Annotated in this window: 21 protein-coding genes; 11 read left to right on the forward strand and 10 right to left on the reverse strand. The window is 65.1% G+C overall.

The genetic code is table 11. The features are described from left to right. Positions 1 to 13: 13 nt before the first annotated feature. From AB7531_RS36405 to AB7531_RS36420, 4 genes are read right to left on the reverse strand one after another with little or no spacing between them, the layout of a single operon-like run. Positions 14 to 1,300, reverse strand: a complete 1,287-nt coding sequence (locus AB7531_RS36405) for an NAD(P)/FAD-dependent oxidoreductase (RefSeq protein WP_063985379.1) — start codon at positions 1,298 to 1,300, stop codon at positions 14 to 16. A 12-nt stretch (positions 1,301 to 1,312) separates the two neighbouring features. Next, a complete protein-coding gene (locus AB7531_RS36410) occupies positions 1,313 to 2,044 on the reverse strand; it encodes an amino acid ABC transporter ATP-binding protein (protein WP_063985380.1) in 732 nt (243 codons plus the stop codon). Beyond that, entirely contained in the window at positions 2,041 to 2,694 is a 654-nt protein-coding gene (locus tag AB7531_RS36415; RefSeq protein WP_014497665.1) for an amino acid ABC transporter permease, read from the reverse strand. Before AB7531_RS36415 ends, AB7531_RS36410 begins: the two co-directional genes overlap by 4 nt. Before the next feature lie 26 nt (positions 2,695 to 2,720). Beyond that, complete coding sequence (locus AB7531_RS36420) at positions 2,721 to 3,479, reverse strand: ABC transporter substrate-binding protein (RefSeq protein ID WP_063985381.1); 759 nt, start codon at positions 3,477 to 3,479, stop codon at positions 2,721 to 2,723. Between the two features lie 179 nt (positions 3,480 to 3,658). Here AB7531_RS36420 and AB7531_RS36425 point away from each other — a divergent pair, with 179 nt between their 5' ends. Then, on the forward strand, positions 3,659 to 4,300 hold the full coding sequence (locus AB7531_RS36425; RefSeq protein ID WP_063985382.1) for a helix-turn-helix domain-containing protein: 642 nt from the start codon (positions 3,659 to 3,661) through the stop codon (positions 4,298 to 4,300). Positions 4,301 to 4,459: 159 nt separating this feature from the next. Here the strand turns inward: AB7531_RS36425 and AB7531_RS36430 are convergent, their stop codons facing one another. Together AB7531_RS36430 and AB7531_RS36435 are read right to left on the reverse strand one after the other, a co-directional pair. Beyond that, positions 4,460 to 5,725, reverse strand: coding sequence for a D-amino acid dehydrogenase (locus AB7531_RS36430; protein WP_063985383.1), 1,266 nt, complete (start codon positions 5,723 to 5,725; stop codon positions 4,460 to 4,462). Between the two features lie 70 nt (positions 5,726 to 5,795). Next, positions 5,796 to 7,124 (reverse strand): aspartate aminotransferase family protein, encoded by a 1,329-nt coding sequence (locus AB7531_RS36435; RefSeq protein WP_063986675.1) that lies wholly within the window; start codon positions 7,122 to 7,124, stop codon positions 5,796 to 5,798. A 149-nt stretch (positions 7,125 to 7,273) separates the two neighbouring features. Here AB7531_RS36435 and AB7531_RS36440 point away from each other — a divergent pair, with 149 nt between their 5' ends. Both AB7531_RS36440 and AB7531_RS36445 read left to right on the forward strand, forming a co-directional pair. Next, entirely contained in the window at positions 7,274 to 7,822 is a 549-nt protein-coding gene (locus AB7531_RS36440; protein ID WP_063985384.1) for a cupin domain-containing protein, read from the forward strand. A gap of 146 nt (positions 7,823 to 7,968) precedes the next feature. Next, on the forward strand, positions 7,969 to 8,121 hold the full coding sequence (locus AB7531_RS36445; RefSeq protein ID WP_166082130.1) for a hypothetical protein: 153 nt from the start codon (positions 7,969 to 7,971) through the stop codon (positions 8,119 to 8,121). A 43-nt stretch (positions 8,122 to 8,164) separates the two neighbouring features. On the opposite strand, the gene AB7531_RS36450 is transcribed toward AB7531_RS36445, so the two are convergent. Genes AB7531_RS36450 through AB7531_RS36460 form a run of 3 tightly spaced genes read right to left on the reverse strand, consistent with a single transcriptional unit; the run spans position 8,165 to position 11,968 of the window. Beyond that, a complete protein-coding gene (locus AB7531_RS36450) occupies positions 8,165 to 10,426 on the reverse strand; it encodes a xanthine dehydrogenase family protein molybdopterin-binding subunit (RefSeq protein WP_063985385.1) in 2,262 nt (753 codons plus the stop codon). Then, on the reverse strand, positions 10,419 to 11,474 hold the full coding sequence (locus AB7531_RS36455; RefSeq protein WP_063985386.1) for an FAD binding domain-containing protein: 1,056 nt from the start codon (positions 11,472 to 11,474) through the stop codon (positions 10,419 to 10,421). The genes AB7531_RS36450 and AB7531_RS36455 overlap by 8 nt, the downstream gene beginning before the upstream one ends. Beyond that, entirely contained in the window at positions 11,471 to 11,968 is a 498-nt protein-coding gene (locus AB7531_RS36460) for a (2Fe-2S)-binding protein (RefSeq protein WP_008140891.1), read from the reverse strand. Before AB7531_RS36460 ends, AB7531_RS36455 begins: the two co-directional genes overlap by 4 nt. Positions 11,969 to 12,207: 239 nt before the next feature. On the opposite strand from AB7531_RS36460, the gene AB7531_RS36465 reads away from it, so the two are divergent. After that, positions 12,208 to 12,858, forward strand: coding sequence for a TetR/AcrR family transcriptional regulator (locus AB7531_RS36465; RefSeq protein WP_187388096.1), 651 nt, complete (start codon positions 12,208 to 12,210; stop codon positions 12,856 to 12,858). A gap of 65 nt (positions 12,859 to 12,923) precedes the next feature. Then, positions 12,924 to 13,331: a DUF4864 domain-containing protein gene (locus AB7531_RS36470; protein ID WP_063985388.1), complete on the forward strand. Its 408-nt coding sequence runs from the start codon at positions 12,924 to 12,926 to the stop codon at positions 13,329 to 13,331. Here the strand turns inward: AB7531_RS36470 and AB7531_RS36475 are convergent. Next, complete coding sequence (locus AB7531_RS36475; protein ID WP_063985389.1) at positions 13,328 to 14,593, reverse strand: MFS transporter; 1,266 nt, start codon at positions 14,591 to 14,593, stop codon at positions 13,328 to 13,330. The genes AB7531_RS36470 and AB7531_RS36475 overlap by 4 nt on opposite strands. A 150-nt stretch (positions 14,594 to 14,743) precedes the next feature. Here AB7531_RS36475 and AB7531_RS36480 point away from each other — a divergent pair, with 150 nt between their 5' ends. From AB7531_RS36480 to AB7531_RS36505, 6 genes are all read left to right on the forward strand, one after another. Further along, entirely contained in the window at positions 14,744 to 15,181 is a 438-nt protein-coding gene (locus AB7531_RS36480; protein WP_063985390.1) for a hypothetical protein, read from the forward strand. Between the two features lie 79 nt (positions 15,182 to 15,260). After that, positions 15,261 to 15,545 (forward strand): hypothetical protein, encoded by a 285-nt coding sequence (locus tag AB7531_RS36485; RefSeq protein ID WP_063985391.1) that lies wholly within the window; start codon positions 15,261 to 15,263, stop codon positions 15,543 to 15,545. Positions 15,546 to 15,554: 9 nt separating this feature from the next. After that, on the forward strand, positions 15,555 to 16,979 hold the full coding sequence (locus AB7531_RS36490) for a TolC family protein (protein WP_063985392.1): 1,425 nt from the start codon (positions 15,555 to 15,557) through the stop codon (positions 16,977 to 16,979). 13 nt (positions 16,980 to 16,992) lie between these two features. After that, positions 16,993 to 18,324: a copper oxidase gene (locus tag AB7531_RS36495; protein ID WP_231144260.1), complete on the forward strand. Its 1,332-nt coding sequence runs from the start codon at positions 16,993 to 16,995 to the stop codon at positions 18,322 to 18,324. A 32-nt stretch (positions 18,325 to 18,356) separates the two neighbouring features. After that, positions 18,357 to 18,812 carry a cupredoxin domain-containing protein gene (locus AB7531_RS36500; RefSeq protein WP_063986677.1) on the forward strand — a complete coding sequence of 152 codons (456 nt, stop codon included), beginning with the start codon at positions 18,357 to 18,359 and terminating at the stop codon, positions 18,810 to 18,812. A 14-nt stretch (positions 18,813 to 18,826) separates the two neighbouring features. Further along, positions 18,827 to 19,129: a copper-binding protein gene (locus AB7531_RS36505; RefSeq protein WP_028158911.1), complete on the forward strand. Its 303-nt coding sequence runs from the start codon at positions 18,827 to 18,829 to the stop codon at positions 19,127 to 19,129. Positions 19,130 to 19,152: the final 23 nt, after the last annotated feature.

Genomic DNA, 19,152 nt, shown 5'->3' on the forward strand with positions numbered 1-19,152 from the left:
GGCGCCTTCTTCTTCAAACGCCCAGCCGATCCCGCACCCGGCCCGTGATCACAGCAGTCGCAACCCCCAAGGGCCAAAATGCGTGCATCGGAATCGGCTTGATACCCGTGACGGGCATGTCGATCTCAGCCTTGGCACCGCCGATCAGCCGGCGCGCGAGCTGCGCGCCCATCGCGGTCGAGAGCGCGACGCCGCGGCCATTGCAGCCGAGCGAGATCAGGACGCTCTCCGCCGGCTCGTGCACATGCGGATAATGATCCTTGGTGATGGCGAGCCGGCTGTTCCAGCCATGCGTCCAGGCGGCGCCCTTGAGCTGCGGCCATAGCCGCTCGGCATAACGCATGAGATAGGCGACGTCGTTGGGCGACTTGATCCAGCGCATCGGGCCGCGGCCGCCCATCAGCAGGCGGTTGTTTTGATCGATCCGATAATAGACGGTGATATGACCGCTCTCGTAGAGCACCGGCCGTGTCGGCATGATCGAGCGGGCGACCGCGTCGGAGAGCGGCGCGGTGGCGGCAATCGAAGAGAATACCGGCACGATGGTACGGCGGAGCGCCGGCCAGAGATCGTCGGTGAAGCCGTTGGTGGCGAGCAGGACCTTGTCGGCATGCACCACCGCGCGCGGCGTCTCGATGCGCCAGCGCGCGCCGTCGCGACGGAGCGACAGCGCCGGCGTTTCGCCATGGACCTTCGCGCCCGCGGAAATCGCGGCGCGCGCGAGGCCACGGGCGTAGCTGAGCGGATGCAGATCGCCGCCGCGCGAGTCCAGCATGGCGCCGATGTAGCGGTCCGTGCCGGTCATCTCGCGCAACTGCTCGCGGTTCAGATATTGCACCGGCATGCCGCGGCGCATGCATTGCTGCGCCGTCTTCTCGATCGCGGCGGCGCTGGCCTCGTTGTAGGCCGCGCGCAGCGTGCCATTCTGCCGCGCTTCGCAGGGGATCTGGTAACGGCGGATCAGGTCGTGCGTGAAATTGGTCGTGCCGTAGGAGAAGTCGATCATGCGGCGGCCGAGCTCGGCGCCGAAATCGGCCTCGATCTGATCGGGGTCATGCTTCAAGCCGGGATTGGTGTGACCACCATTATTGCCCGATGCGCCCCAACCAGGTTCCTGCGCCTCCAGCACCAGCGCCTCGACACCTCGCTCCGCCAGATGCAAGGCCGTGGACAGACCGGTGTAGCCGCCGCCGACGATCGCGACGGGGACGGTCTTGTCCGCGTCGAGCGGCGGCGTGGCAACCGGCGCGACGGCGGTGTCGGCATAGAGCGAGGGCGGCAGAGGCAGGCGCGTAGTCATGACGAGGACCGATCAGAGCGGATGCAGCACGCGGCGCAAAAAGTCCTGCGTGCGCGGGTGCTGGGGTTGATTGAGGACGGCCTTCGCCGCGCCCTGCTCGACGATGACGCCGCCGTCGATGAACAGCACGCGGTCGGCGACGTCGCGGGCAAAGCCCATCTCGTGGGTGACGACGACCATGGTCATGCCGTCATCGGCGAGCTTGCGCATCACGCCGAGCACGTCACCGACCAGTTCGGGATCGAGCGCCGAGGTCGGCTCGTCGAACAGGATCGCCTTTGGCTGCATCGCGAGCGCGCGCGCGATGGCGACGCGCTGCTGCTGGCCGCCGGAGAGCTGCGGCGGATGCGCGTCGGCCTTTTCGGCGAGGCCCACCTGACCGAGCAGCGCGCGGCCGCGCTCGAGCACCTGCGCACGCGGCTCCTTCTTTACAAAGAGCGGGCCTTCGACGACGTTTTCCAGCACGGTGCGATGCGGGAACAGGTTGAAGCGCTGGAACACCATCGAGACCTGGGTGCGGACCTTCACGATGGAGGACGCATCGCGGTCGACCTTCAGTCCCTCGACGTTGATCTCGCCGCGGTCGTAGCTTTCCAGCCCATTGATACAGCGCAGGATCGTCGACTTGCCGGAGCCCGAGGGGCCAATGATGCAGACCACCTCACCCTTCTGGACGGAGGCCGTGATGCCCTTGAGCACCTCGTTCTGGCCAAAGCTCTTGTGGACGTCGGTGAGCTCGATCATTTCTTGCCCGCCCGCTTCTCGAAGTGACGGACCAGCAGGATCAGCGGGATGCTCATGGTGAGATACATCAGCGCCACCAGCGTGAACACATTGGTGTTCTTGAAGGTCGAGGATGCGATCAGCTTGCCTTGCAACGCGAGCTCGGCGACCGTGATGGTGGAGGCTTGCGACGAATCCTTCAGCATCATGATCATGACGTTGCCATAAGGCGGCAGCACGATGCGCACCGCCTGGGGCAACACCACGCGGCGCATGGTGAGCCACCAGCCCATGCCGATCGACTGCGCCGCCTCGATCTGGCCCTTGTCGATCGCCTCGATGCCCGCACGGAAATTCTCGGCCTGGTAGGCCGAATAGGCGATGCCGAGCCCGAGGATCGCGGCCTGCAAGGCCGACAGCGTGACGCCGAGATCCGGCATCACGAAATAGAGGTAGAACAACAGCACGATGATCGGGATGCCGCGGATCACGTTGATCAGGCTGGCGCTGAGCATCGACAGCACCTTGATGCCGGAGACCCGCATCATCGCCCAGATCAGACCCAGCACCGTCGAGAGCAGCAGCGAGCCGATGGTGACGACGATCGTCAGCGCGACACCGCTCATCAGGATCGGGAAGAATTCGACGGCGTCGTGCCAGAAGCCTTTCATCGGTCAGCCTTACCAGCCTCTGTCGATCAACCCTGCGCCTTCTGACCCCACTTCTCGAGGATCTTGTCGATGGTGCCGTTGGCCTTCAGCTTCGCCAACGAGGCGTTGATCTTGCCGAGCAGCGCGGCCTCGCCCTTGCGGACGCCGATGCCGACCGAGCCGACGGTGACGGGCTTGTAGCCGTCGACGAGACGTACCTCAGGGAAACCACCCTGCTTCAGATTGTAGGCGAGGATCGGATAGTCGGCGTAGCCGGCCTTGAGGCGACCGGTGTTCACGTCGCGCAGGATGTCAGGGATGGTGTCGTAGGCCTTGACGTCGGCGAACAGGCCGGACTTCTTCAGCGCATCGACGAAGGCGGTGCCGACCTGGGCGCCGACCGTCTCGCCCTTCAGATCATCCTGCGTGGCATAGGCCTTGGTGTCGCTCTTCGGGACCACCAGGCCTTCGCCGTAGGTGTAGATCGGATCGGAGAAGTCGACGACCTCCTTGCGCGGCGCGGTGATGAACATCGCCGCCGCAATCATGTCGATCTTGCCCGATGTGAGCGACGGGATCAGCGCCGAGAACGCCATCGGCTCGATCTGCACGCTGAGGCCGGCGTCCTTGCCGATCTCGGTGACGATGTCGACCATGATGCCCTGGATGGTGTTGGTCTTGGTGTCGAGGAAGGTGAAGGGAATGCCTGTCGGCGTCGAGCCGACCTTCAACGCCTGCTGCGCCGAAGCCGGCATCGCCGCTGCAATCGCGAGCGCCGCGACCGCGGCCAGACCAAAACGCTTCATCGCATCCCCCTTTGGGCTTGGCCGATGTCGGCGCTCGCGCATGTCGTGATCAGACGTTGCGGGCCAAGCCGTTTCGGCCTATTTTCACCAATATGAAAATTTGGTCACACTTTCGCGGGCGATGCAAGCGGTTTTCATGCACATGAAGGAAGCGGTTTGACGTGAGCGGTGGCAAAAGAATGCGCAAACCGGCCGCCGCAAAGCCGGCGAAGGTGAAAGCCAAGGCTACCACCAAGCCGGCCGAGCCCGCGATGGATGTCGCGGTCGGCCGCCGTATCCGCGATCTCAGGCGTGTCAGACAATTCTCGCTCGAGACCGTCGCGGCGCGCACCGACCTGTCGATCGGCTTCCTCAGCCAGATCGAGCGCGGCCTGTCGTCGCCATCGCTGCGCGTGCTGGCAACGCTCTCCGACGTGCTCGGCGTCGGCATGGCCGCTTTGTTCGGTGCGAGCCCAAGTCCCGACGGTGCCTCCGACCAGGTGGTGACGCGCGGGCTTCAGCGGCCGGAACTGAAACTCTGGCGCAGCGGAATTTCGAAGCAACTGCTGAGCGCTGCGGGCAGCGACAACCGGCTCAACCTGTTCCTGGTGCATATCGATCCCGGCGGCTCCGCGGGCGACGAACTCTATACCCATGACGGCGAGGAAGCCGGCCTCGTGCTCGAAGGCGAGATGATGCTGACGGTGGACAGCGAGACGTGGTCGCTGAAGACGGGCGACAGTTTTCGGTTCGCTAGCCGAAGGCCGCACCGGTTTTCCAATCCGGCCAATGATGCGAAGGCTGTGGTGCTGTGGGTGAATTGCGTGACGGGCGCGGGGTAAGCCCGTGCTCACCTTCCACCGCGCACGGCGAAAGTAAGAAAAGCCGCGACGTCTCCACATCGTCATTGCGAGCGAAGCGAAGCAATCCAGACTTTCTCCGCGGAGGCACTCTGGATTGCTTCGTCGCTTCGCTCCTCGCAATGACGGGCGGATGGAGTCTTAGCCGAACCGATACTTGTACCGGTCCACCGTCAGCGCACTCACATCGACCTCCGGCTTCCTGCCCGACAGCATGTCCGCGAGCACGCGGCCGGAGCCGCAGGACATGGTCCAGCCGAGCGTGCCATGGCCGGTGTTGAGGTGGAGGTTGCCGTATTGCGTCGGGCCGATCACCGGCGGGCCGTCCGGCGTCATCGGACGCAGGCCGCTCCAGAACGTCGCCTTGGAGAGATCGCCGCCGCGCGGGAACAGATCGGTCAGCGAGTGATCGAGCGTGGCGCGGCGGGCGTCGTAGAGCTGGCTCGAATAGCCGGATATCTCGGCAGTGCCGCCGACGCGGATGCGATTGCCGAGGCGGGTGATCGCGACCTTGTAGCTCTCGTCCATCACGGTCGATTCCGGCGCGCCGGAGGCGTCCTTGATCGGCACCGTGATCGAATAGCCCTTCACCGGATAGACCGGCAATGAGATGCCAAGCGGTGCAACGAGCCGCGACGACCAGCTTCCGAGCGCGAGAACGTAGGCATCGGCCTGCAACGAGCCCGCACTGGTCACGACACCACTGACGCGCGCGCCATCCGTGACGATGCGATCGATGCCGGTGTTGAACATGAAGCGCACACCGAGCGCTTCGGCATGCTTGGCCAGCGCCTGCGTGAACATGTGGCAGTCGCCGGTCTCGTCCTGCGGCAAGCGAAGCCCGCCGGCGAACTTCTCCTTCACGGCGGCGAGCGCCGGCTCGACCGCGATGCAGCCCTCCCGGCTCAACACCTCGAAAGGAACGCCATACTGCTTGAGCACGGCGATGTCCTCACCGGTGCCATCGAGCTGCGCCTGGTGGCGGAAAAGCTGCAGCGTGCCCTGCGAGCGCTCGTCATACTGGATGCCGATGTCGCGGCGCAGGTCGCGCAGGCAATCGCGGCTGTATTCCGCGATCGGGATCATCCGGCTCTTGTTGACCGCGTAACGCGCGCTGGTGCAGTTGCGCAGCATCTTGGAGAGCCAGACCCACATGACAGGATCGAGCTTCGGCCGGATCACCAGCGGGCCGTGCTTCATCAGCAGCCATTTGATCGCCTTCACCGGCACGCCGGGACCGGCCCAGGGCGACGAATAGCCGGGCGACACCTCGCCCGCGTTGGCGAAAGAGGTCTCCAGCGCCGGCTCGGGCTGACGGTCGACGACCGTCACCTCATGACCGGCACGCGCAAGGTAGTAGGCAGAGGTGACACCGATGACGCCGCTGCCGAGGATCAGAACTTTCACGCTTCGTCAAACTCCCGCGGCATCACGCTCGCCGCTGCAAGAACAAACTCCGCAACGGCGAGAGCAATTATCAGGCCACCCGCTTGATGGCGTCGCCGAGGATCGAGACCATATCGTCGATATGGCTCTTCTCGACGATGAGCGGGGGCGACAGCGCGAAGCTATCGCCGCTCATGCGGAAGTACAGACCGCGATTGAAGCAATCGACCATGACGTCGTAACCACGCGCGCCGACCGCACCGTCACGCGACGACAGCTCTACCGCGCCCATCAGGCCGCAATTGCGGATGTCGACGACGTTCGGCAGACCCTTCAGCGAATGCAGCGCATCGCCCCAGTATTCGGCAATCGACGCACCGCGCGTCAGCAGGCCCTCGTCCTTGTAGATGTCGAGCGTCGCGATGCCGGCGGCGCAGGCCGTCGGATGCGCCGAATAGGTGTAGCCGTGGAACAGCTCCATCTGGTTCTCCGGGCCGACCATCAGGCCGTCGTGAACCTTGCGGCTCGCGAACACCGCGCCGCAGGGAATGGTGCCGTTGGTGATGCCCTTGGCCGTCGTCATCAGGTCCGGCGTGACGCCGAAGAAGTCGGCGGCGAATGGCGTGCCGAGGCGGCCGAAGCCGGTGATGACCTCGTCGAAGATGAGGAGGATGCCGTGCTTGTCGCAGATCTCGCGCAGGCGCTTGAGATAGCCCTTCGGCGGCGGCAGCACCGCGGTCGAGCCCGGCACCGGCTCGACGATAACGGCCGCGATCGTCTCGGCGCCGTGCAGGCCGACCAGACGCTCGAGATCGTCGGCGAGCTCGGCGCCATGCTCAGGCTGGTCCTTGGCGAAGGCGTTGCGGGTGAGATCGTGGGTGTGGCGGATGTGGTCGACGCCCGGAAGATGGGTGGCGAAGGCGCGGCGATTGGCGACCATGCCGCCGACCGACATGCCGCCGAAGCCGACGCCGTGATAGCCGCGCTCGCGGCCGATCAAACGGGTGCGGCTCGCCTGGCCGTTGGCGCGGTGATAGGCGAGCGCGATCTTCAGCGCGGTGTCGACCGACTCGGAGCCGGAGTTAGTGAAGAAGATGCGGTCGAGGCCCTTCGGCGCGATCTCGGCGAGACGCTCGGCGAAGTCGAATGCCAGCGGATGGCCCATCTGGAACGACGGCGCGAAGTCCAGCGTCATCAGCTGGCGCTCGACCGCTGCGGCGATCTGCTTGCGGCCGTGACCGGCATTGACGCACCAGAGGCCGGCGGAGCCGTCGATCACCTTGCGGCCGTCGACGGTGGTGTAGTGCATGCCCTCGGCCGAGGAGAACAGGCGCGGCGCCTTCTTGAACTGACGGTTGGCCGTGAACGGCATCCAGAACGAGTCGGTCTTGATAGTGTTCGGAATCTGATGAAGGGTCACGGGCCACGCTCCTTTGCTGACGGGATAGCAGAGGCACGGCTTCGGAAGCGCAACAAGTCCTTTTCTGGTCACCTGCAAGCCATTGATTTCACTGGGGCTGCCGGTCCATATTTGCGCGATCCGCAACACCTGCAACAGGGACCAGGGGCATGAGCGTCGACATCGGTAGACGGCTGCGATTCATCCGGGCGCACCACAAGCTGTCGCAGCGCGAGCTCGCCAAGCGCGCCGGCGTCACCAATTCGACGATCTCGCTGATCGAATCCAACCAGATGAACCCGTCGGTCGGCGCGCTCAAGCGCATCCTCGACGGCATCCCGATGGGGCTCGCCGAGTTTTTCGCGCTGGAGCCGGAGTCACGGCGCAAGATTTTCTACCGCGCCGAGGAGCTGACCGAGGTCGGCAAGAAGCCGATCTCGTATCGCCAGATCGGCGACAATCTGTTCGGCCGCAGCTTGCAGATCTTGAAAGAGCGATACGAGCCCGGCAGCGACACCGGACGCGTTTACCTCGTCCATGACGGCGAGGAAGGCGGCATCGTAATCTCGGGCAAGCTCGAAGTCACCGTCGAGGACGAGCGCCGCATCCTCAATCCCGGCGATGCCTACTACTTCGAGAGCCGTCGCCCGCATCGCTTCCGCTGCGTCGGCGGCAAGCCGTGCGAAGTGATCTCGGCCTGCACGCCGCCGACGTTTTGAGGCGCATCGACATTATCCGGAATCTTACGGAGTGCCCCGGTATCTTACGGATCTTGAGGCATCTCAATCTCCGCGCGTCGACCCTCTATATGTTGCGAACCCAAGCCGAGAGACATTCCGGCGCCGCTTCATAACTGGGCTCGAAGATGAAGATCACGCTCGCCAATGCAGAGGCCGCGCTCGATGAAGTGCAGCGCGACACCGACAAGCTCCATTCGCAGGAGCTGCGTAAGGCTATTGCCGACTACATCGAGACGCAGCGAGAAGCGCTGAAGGCGCTCCGCAAGAAACTGCATTAGCAGGACGCGGCGGAACGAGAAGATCTCGTCCCGCCTTTTTGCCTCAGCGCTGCGTCAACAACTCCTCGATCTTGATCGGAAAGCGGCGGACACGCACGCCGGTCGCATGCCACACCGCGTTGGCGACCGCGCCGGCGCTGCCGGTGATACCGATCTCCCCGACGCCCTTGATGCCGAGCGCATTCACATGCGGATCGTGCTCCTCGACCATGATCACGTCGAGCGGCGGCACGTCGGCATTCACGGGGATATGGTACTCGCCGAGATTGGCATTCATGATCCGGCCGCTGCGGCGGTCGGTGATGGCTTCCTCATGCAGCGCGAAGGACATGCCCCAGATCATGCCGCCGAACAGCTGGCTCTTCACCAGATGCGGATTGACGATGCGCCCCGCCGCGAACGCACCGACCATGCGGGTGACGCGGACCTGGCCGAGCTCGGGATCGACCTTCACCTCCGCAAACACCGCACCATGCGCGTGCATCGCATACTCTTCCATCGCCGCAGGGTTCGGCGCTCCGGTGCCGCGGGCTTCGAGTTCGGCAACGCCCGCGCGCGCGAGGATCTCGACGTAGCTCTCGCCACGGGTCTCGTCGTCGCGCCGGATCAACCGGCCATCGCGCGCGATCACGCCGGCATTGCCGGCACCAAACAACGGCGAGCGCTCGTCGTTGGTGGCGAGATCGGCGAGTTTTGCGACGACGGCCGCACCGGCACTGTGGATCGCAGCACCCGCGGTCGCGGTGTGCGCCGAGCCGCCGGCGATGCCCGCGTCGGGCAGGTCGGATGAACCAGCCTTGAACTCGACACGGTCGATGTCGAGCCCGAGTTCGTCGGCCGCGATCTGCGCGAGTGCCGTCCAGGCGCCCTGCCCCATGTCATGCGCGCCGATCTCCATCGCGCCACTACCGTCGCGGCGGAGCACCGCGCGCGCTTCGGCCTGGAACATCAGCGCCGGGAAGGTCGCGGTGCCCATGCCCCAGCCGACGAGAAGGCCAGCATCGTCGCGCATCTGCCGCGGCTGGAGCGAACGCTTCGACCAGCCGAAGCGCGCCGCGCCCTGCTCGTAGCAAGCACGCAGCGCCTTGGACGAAAACGGCTTGCCAGTGATCGGCTCGACCTCGGCGTAGTTCTTCAGGCGGAAAGCCAGCGGATCGATGCCGCAGGCCCAAGCCATTTCGTCGATCGCGCTTTCGAGCGCGATCGAGCCGGTGGCCTCGCCGGGCGCACGCATGAACAGCGGTGTACCGGTGTTGACGCGCACGGCGTCATGCGAGGTGCGGATTGATGGGCTGGCATAGAGTGTATGCGAGGCGTCCGCCGCGGGCTCGTAGAAATCGTCGAACGTGCTCGACACGGTCCGGGCGTGATGATCGAGCGCAGTCAGGCGCCCTTCGCCATCCGTGCCAATGCGCAGCCGCTGACGCGTCGGTGCACGGTGACCGACCGGGCCGTACATCTGCTCACGGCGCAGTACGAGCTTGACCGGCTTGCCGACCAGCTTTGCGGCCATGATGCCGAGGACCGGCGGACCAGCCATCAGCCCCTTCGAGCCAAAGCCACCGCCGAGGAACGGGCTGCGGATGTGGATCTTGTCATGCGCGATGCCGAACAATTCGGCAACGCGCGCAAGCGACAGCATCAGACCCTGGGTCGGCATGTCGATCTGCAGACTGTCGCCATTCCATGCGGCCACAATCGCATGCGGCTCCATCGCGTTGTGATATTGCGGCGGCGTTTCGTAAATCGCGTCGATCTGCTTCTCGGCCGCGGCAAGACCCGCCTCGACATCGCCGAGGTGATTTTCGGTGGGGTTGCCGACGCCCACGACCGGCGGCACGTAACTCTCGCCGGCATCGAGGCCGACCAGCGCGGGCAGCGTCTCGTAGCGCGGCGCCAGCAGCACCGCGCCTTCCGTCGCTGCCTCCAGCGTCTCGGCGATCACGACGGCGATGGGCTGGTTGGCGTAGCGGACCTCGTCGCTTTGCAACACCTCCATCCGAAACACGAACGGATTGGTCTTGATTTCCGGATCGATTGCGAGCTGCGGCTTGTGGTCTGGTGTCATGACGTCAACGACACCGGGATGGCGTTTTGCGGCGGCGACATCGAGCGAGGTGACGCGGCCACGCGCGATGCTGGCGACAGCCATCACGGCAAACAGCATGCCGGGCGGATGGTTGTCGGCGGCATAGGTCGCCTGCCCCTTGACCTTGAGGACGCCGTCACGGCGGGTCAGCGGCTGACCGATGTTCGAGCCGTGGCGCAGATGGGCGGGAGAGCTGGATAGATTAAGCTCAGGCATGGATGGCTCCGGACGTCGAGGCAAAGGGAGAGGCCGGCAGCGCGGGAATACGCGCGGGCGTACCGGCAGCGGCAAGGGTCAGCGCGCGCACGACGATGCGGCGTGCGAGCTCGATCTTGAAGGCGTTGTCGCCGGACGGCTTTGCGTCGGTAAGCGCGCGCCAGGCGGCTTCCTGAAAAGCGTCGCTCGTCGGCGCGACGCCCTTGAGCACGTCTTCCGCGGCACGGGCACGCCAGGGCTTTGCGGCGACGCCGCCGAGCGCCAGCCGCGCCTCCGCGATCTTGCCGTTCTCGATCCGCAACGCCGCCGCGGCCGAGACCACGGCGAACGCGTAAGACGTGCGCTCGCGAACCTTGAGGTAGCGCGCATGCGTGGCGAAGCCGCGCGCCGCGGGCGGCAGGCGCACCGCGACGATGAGGTCGCCGGGTTCGAGCCCCGATTCACGCTCGGGCGTGTTGCCCGGCAGACGATGCAGCGCGTCGAGCGCGATCTCGCGGCGGCCGTTCCTGCCCTCGATCTCGACGACGGCATCGAGCGCAAGCAGGGGTACGCAGAAGTCCGACGGGTGCGTGGCGATACAGCTCTCGCTCCAGCCGAGCACGGCATGGGTGCGGTTCTCGCCCTCACGGGCGTCGCAGCCCGAGCCGGCCTCGCGCTTGTTGCAGTGGCTGGCGGTGTCGTAGAAATACGCGCAGCGCGTCCGTTGCAGCAGATTGCCGCCGACGGTCGCGGCATTGCGCAGTTGCGCGGACGCACCGGACAGCAGCGCTTCAGCGACGGCCGGGTAGGATTTCGCGAAGTTTGCGTCATGCGCGAGATCGGCGTTGCCCACCAGCGCGCCGATGCGCAACGATCCGTCAGCGAGAGTCTCGATCTGATCGAGCCCATCGAGATGCGTGACATCGACCAGACGATCCGGCCGGCTGACGCCGCCCTTCATCAGATCGAGCAGATTGGTGCCGGCGGCGAGATAGGCAGTACCCGGCTGAGCGGCCGCCGCGACGGCCTCGGCCACTGTGGCCGGCCTGATATAATCGAACGGTTTCATGCGGAGCGCCTCTGATTGGATTCATCCATGCCGGCCTGGGCTTCCAGCACGGCATCGACGATGCCGGCATAGGCGCCGCAGCGGCAGAGATTGCCGCTCATGCACTCGCGGATGCGCTCGGGATCGTTGCCGGCTTGCGCCTCTTGCATCATGCCGATCGCGCTCATGATCTGGCCGGGCGTGCAGAAGCCGCACTGAAAGCCGTCATGGGCGATGAAGGCCGCCTGCACGGGATGAAGCTGGTCGCCGCGCGCCACGCCTTCGATGGTGAGGATGTCGGCGCCATCATGGCTGATGGCGAGAGCAAGACAGGAGTTGATGCGCTTGCCGTCGACGAGAATGGTGCAGGCGCCGCACTGGCCGCGATCGCATCCCTTCTTGGTTCCGGTCAGATGGAGGCGCTCACGCAGGAGATCGAGCAGCGTGACGCGCGGATCGTCGAGGACGAAATCGCGCCGCGCACCGTTCACGGTGAGGCTGATGGAGTGGTTCATACAAGGCTCCGATCAGATATGGACATGAGTCATCAGCCAGCGCGCCACCTCCGTGGCCGCCGTCGATATGCGTTGGCCAGGCGGAACCCGGCCAACATCTCAAGGAAGATACGGAGGCACCCTCCGGTTAACAAGGGCTGCCCGAAAATATTTGGAATTCGTCGAAAGCCCGTGCGCATACAACGCGATGCAGCCTTGCTAGGGTTCAATCTAACCAATTCGTGATCTACATTACCGCCATGGACGACCAGACCGACCAGATTCGGAAGCCCCGCGCCGACGCCGTGCGCAATCGCGAGCGCGTGCTCGAGGCGGCGAAAATCGTGTTCAACGCGGGCGGTCCCGAGGCGAGCCTGGAAGCCGTCGCCAAACGCGCCGGCGTCGGCATCGGCACGCTCTATCGGCATTTTCCGACTCGCGAGGATTTGTTCGAGGCGGTGTACCGGCGCGAGGTCGAGCAGCTCAGCGAGCTCGCTGAGCAATTGAAGAATGCCAAGGACCCGGTCGACGCGCTGCGGCGCTGGCTGCGCTCCAATGTCGAATTCGTTGCCACAAAAAAGGGCATGTCGGCCGCGCTGGCGCTGACGTTCCAGAGCTCGTCGGAACTCGCGGCGTTCTCGATGGACCGGCTGACCAAGGCGATCGGCTCGCTGCTCGACCGCGCGGTCGCGGCCGGCCAGATGCGCGGCGATGTCAGCCCGGAGGATCTGCTCAGGGCACTCGTCGGCATGTGTTACATGCACGACCAGCCCGGCTGGCAATCCTCGGTACTGCGCATGCTCGACGTGTTCGTGGACGGGCTGCGGGTGCAGCCGGCCGGCAAGTCCGGCACCAAGACCAAGGCGCGCGCCGCCAAGCCCGCAAAGCCCGCGGTGAAACGGAAGCGATAGCACGCCGTATTTCGCTGAGGTCGTGCTAGGATTGGCATCGCCGGGATTTCAACGCAGAGCCTGTCATGCGCATCGCCGCCTTGCTCGTCGCTATCAGCGTTATCTTCAGCTCCGTCTCAGCACGCGCCGGCGACGTCTCGGCGGCGCAAGGCGTGATCAGCGCCCAGGAACAGGCTCTCGCGCGCGACGATGCTGCGGCGGCCTATTCCTACGCCGCACCGGCGATCAAAGAGATATTCCCCGCCCCTGATATCTTCATGTCCATGGTGCAAAACGGCTACGCGCCGGTCTACCGGCACAAGAGTTTTGAATTTGGCGAGAGCAGGAGCGAAGGCAACTGGATCTCCCAGCACGTCCACATCATCGATGCCAATGGCGAAGCCTGGGAGGCGCTGTACACGCTCGAGCAGCAGGCGGACGGCAGCTACAAGATCACCGGTTGCTCGCTGCTGAAGGTGGGACGAGAAGTCTAGGTCGCAAAACCCGGTCCCGTCTTGACCGCGTTCATTCGCGACCGGATCAGCAGCGTCAAGACGATACCGACATTGAGGGCATTCCACGCCACGCCGTTCGCGAACGCCGCAGCGTAGGAGCCCGTCGCGTCGAAGATGACGCCCGACACCCAGCCACCGAAGGACATGCCGAACACCGAGGCGAAGATCACGATGCCGACGCGGGTTGCCGCCTCGCTCGCCGGCATCGCCTCGCGCACGATGATGGCGTAGCTCGGCACGATGCCGCCCTGAAACAGGCCGAACATCGCGGAGATCAGATAGAGCGAAGTCAGGCTGTCGAAGAACAGATAGAACACCAGTGCAAAGCCCTGCGCCAGCGATCCGACCAGCAGCGTGCGGATGCCGCCGATCTTGTCGGCAAGGTAGCCCGAGCCGATGCGGCTGACGATGCCGCAGGCCATCATCAGCGACAGCATCTCGGCGCCACGCGCCACGCCGTAACCGAGATCGCCGCAATAGGCGACGATGTGCACCTGCGGCATCGCCATGGCGACGCAGCAGGAGATGCTGGCGATCGAAAGCAGCACGGTCAGCGTATTGGTCGAAAGCTTGAGATCGACTTGCGGCGGCCGCGCATTGGCGTGATTGCGGACCTTGTCGTCGCCGATCTGTGCGCGCAGGACCAGCACCAGGATCGTCATCAGGACCACGCAAACGAGGGCGATGCCGATATGCGTGGTGCGCCAGCCGATCGTCTGCATGCCCTCGCTGATGAGCGGCGGCCACATCGTGCCCGCGACGTAATTGCCGCTCGCGACGATGGTCACGGCAAGTCCGCGATAGCGTTCGAACCAGTGCGAGGCCTCCGCCATCAGCGGCGCGAAGGTCGCCGAGGTGCCGAGCCCGATCAGGAAATAGGCCGCGACGAACTGCCAGAGCTGGGTCGAGAGCCCCGCCAGCACGTTGGCAACGCCGATGAAAGCGATGCTGATCGCCATCGCCGGCACGATGCCGAACTTGTCGGTGATCTTGCCGGCGATCACGCCGCCAAGGCCGAAACCGAACATCATCAGTGTGAAGGCCAGCGACACAGCTGCTCGCGTGGCGGCGAACTCGGTCTGCACGACGGGAATCACCACGACGACCGCCCACATGCCGACGCCACCGATCGAACCGATCAGCAGCGCAAGCAACAGCCGCACCCAAGCCTGACGCGAATCAGGGGTGAATGAGGCCGGTCTCTGTTCTGGAAGATTTGGCGCGTGCACGGGCCGGACCATGTTCGCTGATCGCCGCGCGGTCAAGCATCGTGCCGCGATATTGGGCATGCGCGGTGCACTGCGGTAAGAAGATGCTTGGCGAAGCCGCGCTTTGCCATTAGTTTGCAATCTGCGTGTGCAAGATTGCCGCGCGAGGAGCCTGTCGGCGGAATGCTGTTGCGATTAACGCGATCGATGCGGATCAGGGTGGGGCGGATCATCGCCCTCGCCTATTTGTTCTGCGTGCTCGCTCCGGCAGCAGCCCTCGCCTGGGGCAGCGGCCCGGCGCCGTGCCTCGACGACGCGCTCCTCGCCGATCTCGTGCCGGTGCATCACCAGATGCAGGCCGGCGACGTGCATGACGGTGTGCCGCATGACCACGCAGGCATGCACGCGCATCACCAGACTGCCGCACAGGATGCGCCCGCCCAACATCACCATGACGGCAAGGCTGGCCCGTGCTGCGCGATGATGTGCGTGAGCGCGCTGCCGGCCGACCTGCCCGGCGTCGCCAAGCCGCTGCAGCCGATTTCCGCCTGCGCGCCCGAGATCGTGGTCAGCCTGCACAGCGCGGCGCCGCCTCAGCACTACCGCCCTCCCATCGCCTGATCTGACGCGACGACGTCAGGGCCGCACGTGCATCCGCGCGCGCGAACCTGTGGTCTCTACGACAGATCAAGGATGACTCATGCTTACGCTTTCCGGGGCGAAGTTCGCCGCCGCATCCGCGGCGCGTGGACGACACTTTCCATTGAAATGGCCGCTGCTGGCCGTGCTTGCACTCGCGCTGTCGGGCTGCATGCCAGCAACGACGCAAATTGCCGGCGCCGATCCTGCCGATCCTGCGGCAAAGGTCGCACGCGTCGGCTATCGCTCGACGATTGCGCCCTACACCAGCCTGCGGCCCGCGACGCCGGGGCCATGGCGCGACCGCAACGACGCTGTCGCACCGCAGCCGAAGCAAGACCGGTAGGGGCGCGCCATGACGCATCATTTTGCGCGGGGCCTGCTCGTGCTCACTGCGCTGGGACTCTCCGGCTGCATGGCATTCTCGCCGGACGGAGGCATGACGACGGTCTCGGACCTCACCAGCCAGACCATCAACAAGGACGTCGCCTTCGTGCGAACGGCCGAAGGCGCGGAGGCCGTCAACGCGGCCGTCCGCCGCTTGCTGGCACGCACGCTGACCACCGAGACGGCCGTGCAGATCGCGCTGCTCAACAACAAGGGACTGCAAGCGACCTATAACGAGCTGGCGCTGGCCGAGACCGAGTTGGTCGAGCAGAGCCTGCCGCCCAATCCTGTGTTTTCGATCTCGCGCATCGCAGGCAATGGCGCGAGCGAGATAGAGCGTCAGGTAGTTGGCGACATCCTCGCGCTGGCCACCCTGCCGTTCCGCTCCGACATCGCCCGCGACCGTTTCCGTCAGGCGCAATTGCGCGCGGCGTTGGCGACGCTGCGGCTGGCCGCAGATGTCCGGCGCGCCTATGTCCGTGCGGTCGCCGGCAACGAAATGGTGGCGCTGCTCACCGACGCGAAGGCGACGGCGGAATCGACGGCGCAGCTCGCGGTCAAACTCGGCGAGACCGGCTCGATCAACAAGCTCGACCAGGCCCGCGAGCAGGTGTTTTATGCCGAGACCACGGCCGACCTCGCAACCGCGCGGCAGGCGGCAACGAGCGTCCGCGAAAGGCTCGCGCGCCTGATGGGGCTGTGGGACGGCGGCCTCGACTTCCGTCTGCCCGATCAACTGCCGCCGCTGCCGCGCCGGCCGCAGGCACTGCCCTCGATCGAGGCCGATGCGGTGGCCCATCGCATCGATCTTCAGACCGCGCGGCTGGAGCTAACGGCGCTGGCAAAGTCACTCAACCTCACCGAGGCGACGCGCTTCGTCACGCTGCTCGACCTCGCCGGCATCTCCCGCCGCACCCAGGATCCCGAGGGCCCGCCGTTCCGCGAACGCGGTTTTGACGTGCAGTTCCAGATCCCGATCTTCGACGGCGGCGAGGTGCGGGTGCGGCAAGCGGCGGAGACCTACAATCTCGCCTTCAACCGCCTGACCGAGCGCGCCGTCAACGTCCGCTCCGAGGCGCGCGATGCTTATCGCGTCTATCGCTCGACCTACGACATCGCCAGCCACTATCAGCGCGAAATCCTCCCCTTGCGAAAAATCATCACGGAGGAGATGCAGCTGCGCTTCTCCAGCATGCAGGTCGATATTTTCGCGCTGCTCACCGAAGCGCGGCAGCGCCTGGCGTCGCTGCGCGGCGCGATCGATGCCAAGCAAAAATTCTTCCTCGCCCAGTCCGACCTCCAGACCGCCGTCAACGGCGGCGGCGCGCCTGCGTCGGGCGGCGACACTTCAACCACCATCGCCGCGGCAGCGCCTGCCGATGGCGGTCACTGAGATGGAGGCCAACATGTATTCCCGCCGAGGATTTTTGGGCACCGCCGCGCTTGCCAGCGCGTCAGCCGTCAGCGGCCGTGTGCAGGCCGCGTCCATTCCGGAAGCGCCTCACATAGACAAGGTGGTGATGCAGCCGCCGCTGCATCCGATCAGCGGCCCGGACTATCGCCCCGTGGTCACGCTGAACGGCTGGTCGCTGCCGTTCCGCATGAACGGCGACTGGAAGGAATTCCACCTCGTCGCCGAACCCGTGGTGCGCGAGTTCGCCGAAGGCATGAAAGTGAATTTGTGGGGCTATAACGGCCAGTCGCCGGGTCCGACCATCGAGACGGTCGAAGGCGACAAGGTCCGCGTCTTCGTCACCAACAGACTGCCCGAATACACCACCGTGCACTGGCACGGCATGATCATTCCCAGCGGCATGGACGGTGTCGGCGGACTGACGCAGCCGCACATCCAGCCGGGAAAAACCTTCGTCTACGAGTTCGAGATGAAGAAGAGCGGGACCTTCATGTACCACCCGCATTCCGACGAGATGGTGCAGATGGCGATGGGCATGATGGGCATGGTCGTCGTGCATCCGCGCGATCAAAGCTTCCGGCCGGTCGACCGCGACTTCGTCTTCGTGATGAGCACCTATCGCGTCGATCCCGGCACATACCTGCCGCAGGTCAACGAGATGACCGACTTCAACATGTGGACCTGGAATTCGCGGGTGTTTCCCGGCATCGATCCCTTGCCGGTCAGGCTCGGCGACAAGGTGCGCGTGCGCATCGGCAATCTCAGCATGACCAACCATCCGATCCACCTGCACGGCCACAGCTTTGCGGTGACCTGCACCGATGGCGGCTGGATTCCGGAGAGCGCGCAATATCCGGAGACGACCACCGATGTACCCGTGGGCGCGGTACGGGTGTTCGACGTGCTCGCCGACAATCCCGGCGACTGGGCGTTCCACTGCCACAAGTCACATCACACCATGAACGCAATGGGGCACGAGGTGCGTAACCTGATCGGCGTGTCGCGCAAGGATCTCGCCAGGGCGGTCGGCAAGCTCGCGCCCGATGCCATGGCGATGGGCTCGACCGGCATGGCCATGGGCAACATGGAGATGCCCGCGCCCGACAACACGCTGCCGATGATGACCGGCACCGGTCAGTTCGGGCCGATCGAGATGGGCGGCATGTTCACCGTGATGAAGATCCGCGAGGACCTCGCGCGCGACGATTATCGCGATCCCGGCCCCTACAAATTCCCGCAAGGCACCGTCGCCTACGAGGTCACGCCGCCGGCCGCAGAGCCGGCGCGGCAGCAAGGCGCGCCGATGAAGAACATGAAGATGTGAGCGTTTCGATGAACCACCAACTGGAGAACAAGATGAAGAAGACGATCAAACTCGGACTTGCGCTGGCTGCACTTTCGATCGCACCGGCGTTTGCCCACGACCAGCACGGGCACGGGACCTTTTCGGCCGGCGAGCCCGGCGATCCCAGGAAGCCCGCGCGCACGATCGAGGTCCTGCTGAACGAGATGGACTACGCGCCCGCCAGGATCGAGGTCAAACGCGGCGAGCAGATTCGTTTCGTGCTGCGCAACGTCGGCAAGGAGGACCATGAATTCCTGCTCGCCACGACGAAGGAGAATCTCGCGCATGCCGTGGAGATGAAGAAGCATCCGCACATGGAGCACGACGATCCCAACGGTGTCCGGCTCGCACCGAACAAGACGGCCGAGATCCTCTGGAAGTTCAGCAAGGCCGGCACGTTCGAATTCTCCTGCCTGATTCCCGACCACCGCGACTACGGCATGGTCGGCCACGTCACCGTGAAGTAACAAGGAAGACTCCCATGAACCGCACCATCCGTATCGCCGCAGCGCTGGCGCTGACCGTCGGCCTTGCCGCCGAAGCCTTCGCGGCCCAGGGCGCCGCGATCAGCGGCGAGGTCAAGAAGATCGACGAGGGCGCCGGCAAGATCACGCTCAAGCACGGACCGGCGAAAAGCCTCGGCATGGATGAGCCCATGACCATGGTCTATCGCGTCAAGGACCCCGCTTTGCTCAAGCAGGTGAAGGTCGGCGACAAGGTGACCTTCGAGGCCGAGGAGGCGGCTTCGGGGTATACCGTGACGACGATGCAGAAGGCGAAGTAGGGCTACGTCCTCCGCAGCTGATT

Origin of the sequence: Bradyrhizobium sp. 63_E2_N1_3, from assembly GCF_052076005.1 — a bacterium.
GTDB classification, from domain to species: Bacteria; Pseudomonadota; Alphaproteobacteria; order Rhizobiales; family Xanthobacteraceae; genus Bradyrhizobium; species Bradyrhizobium barranii.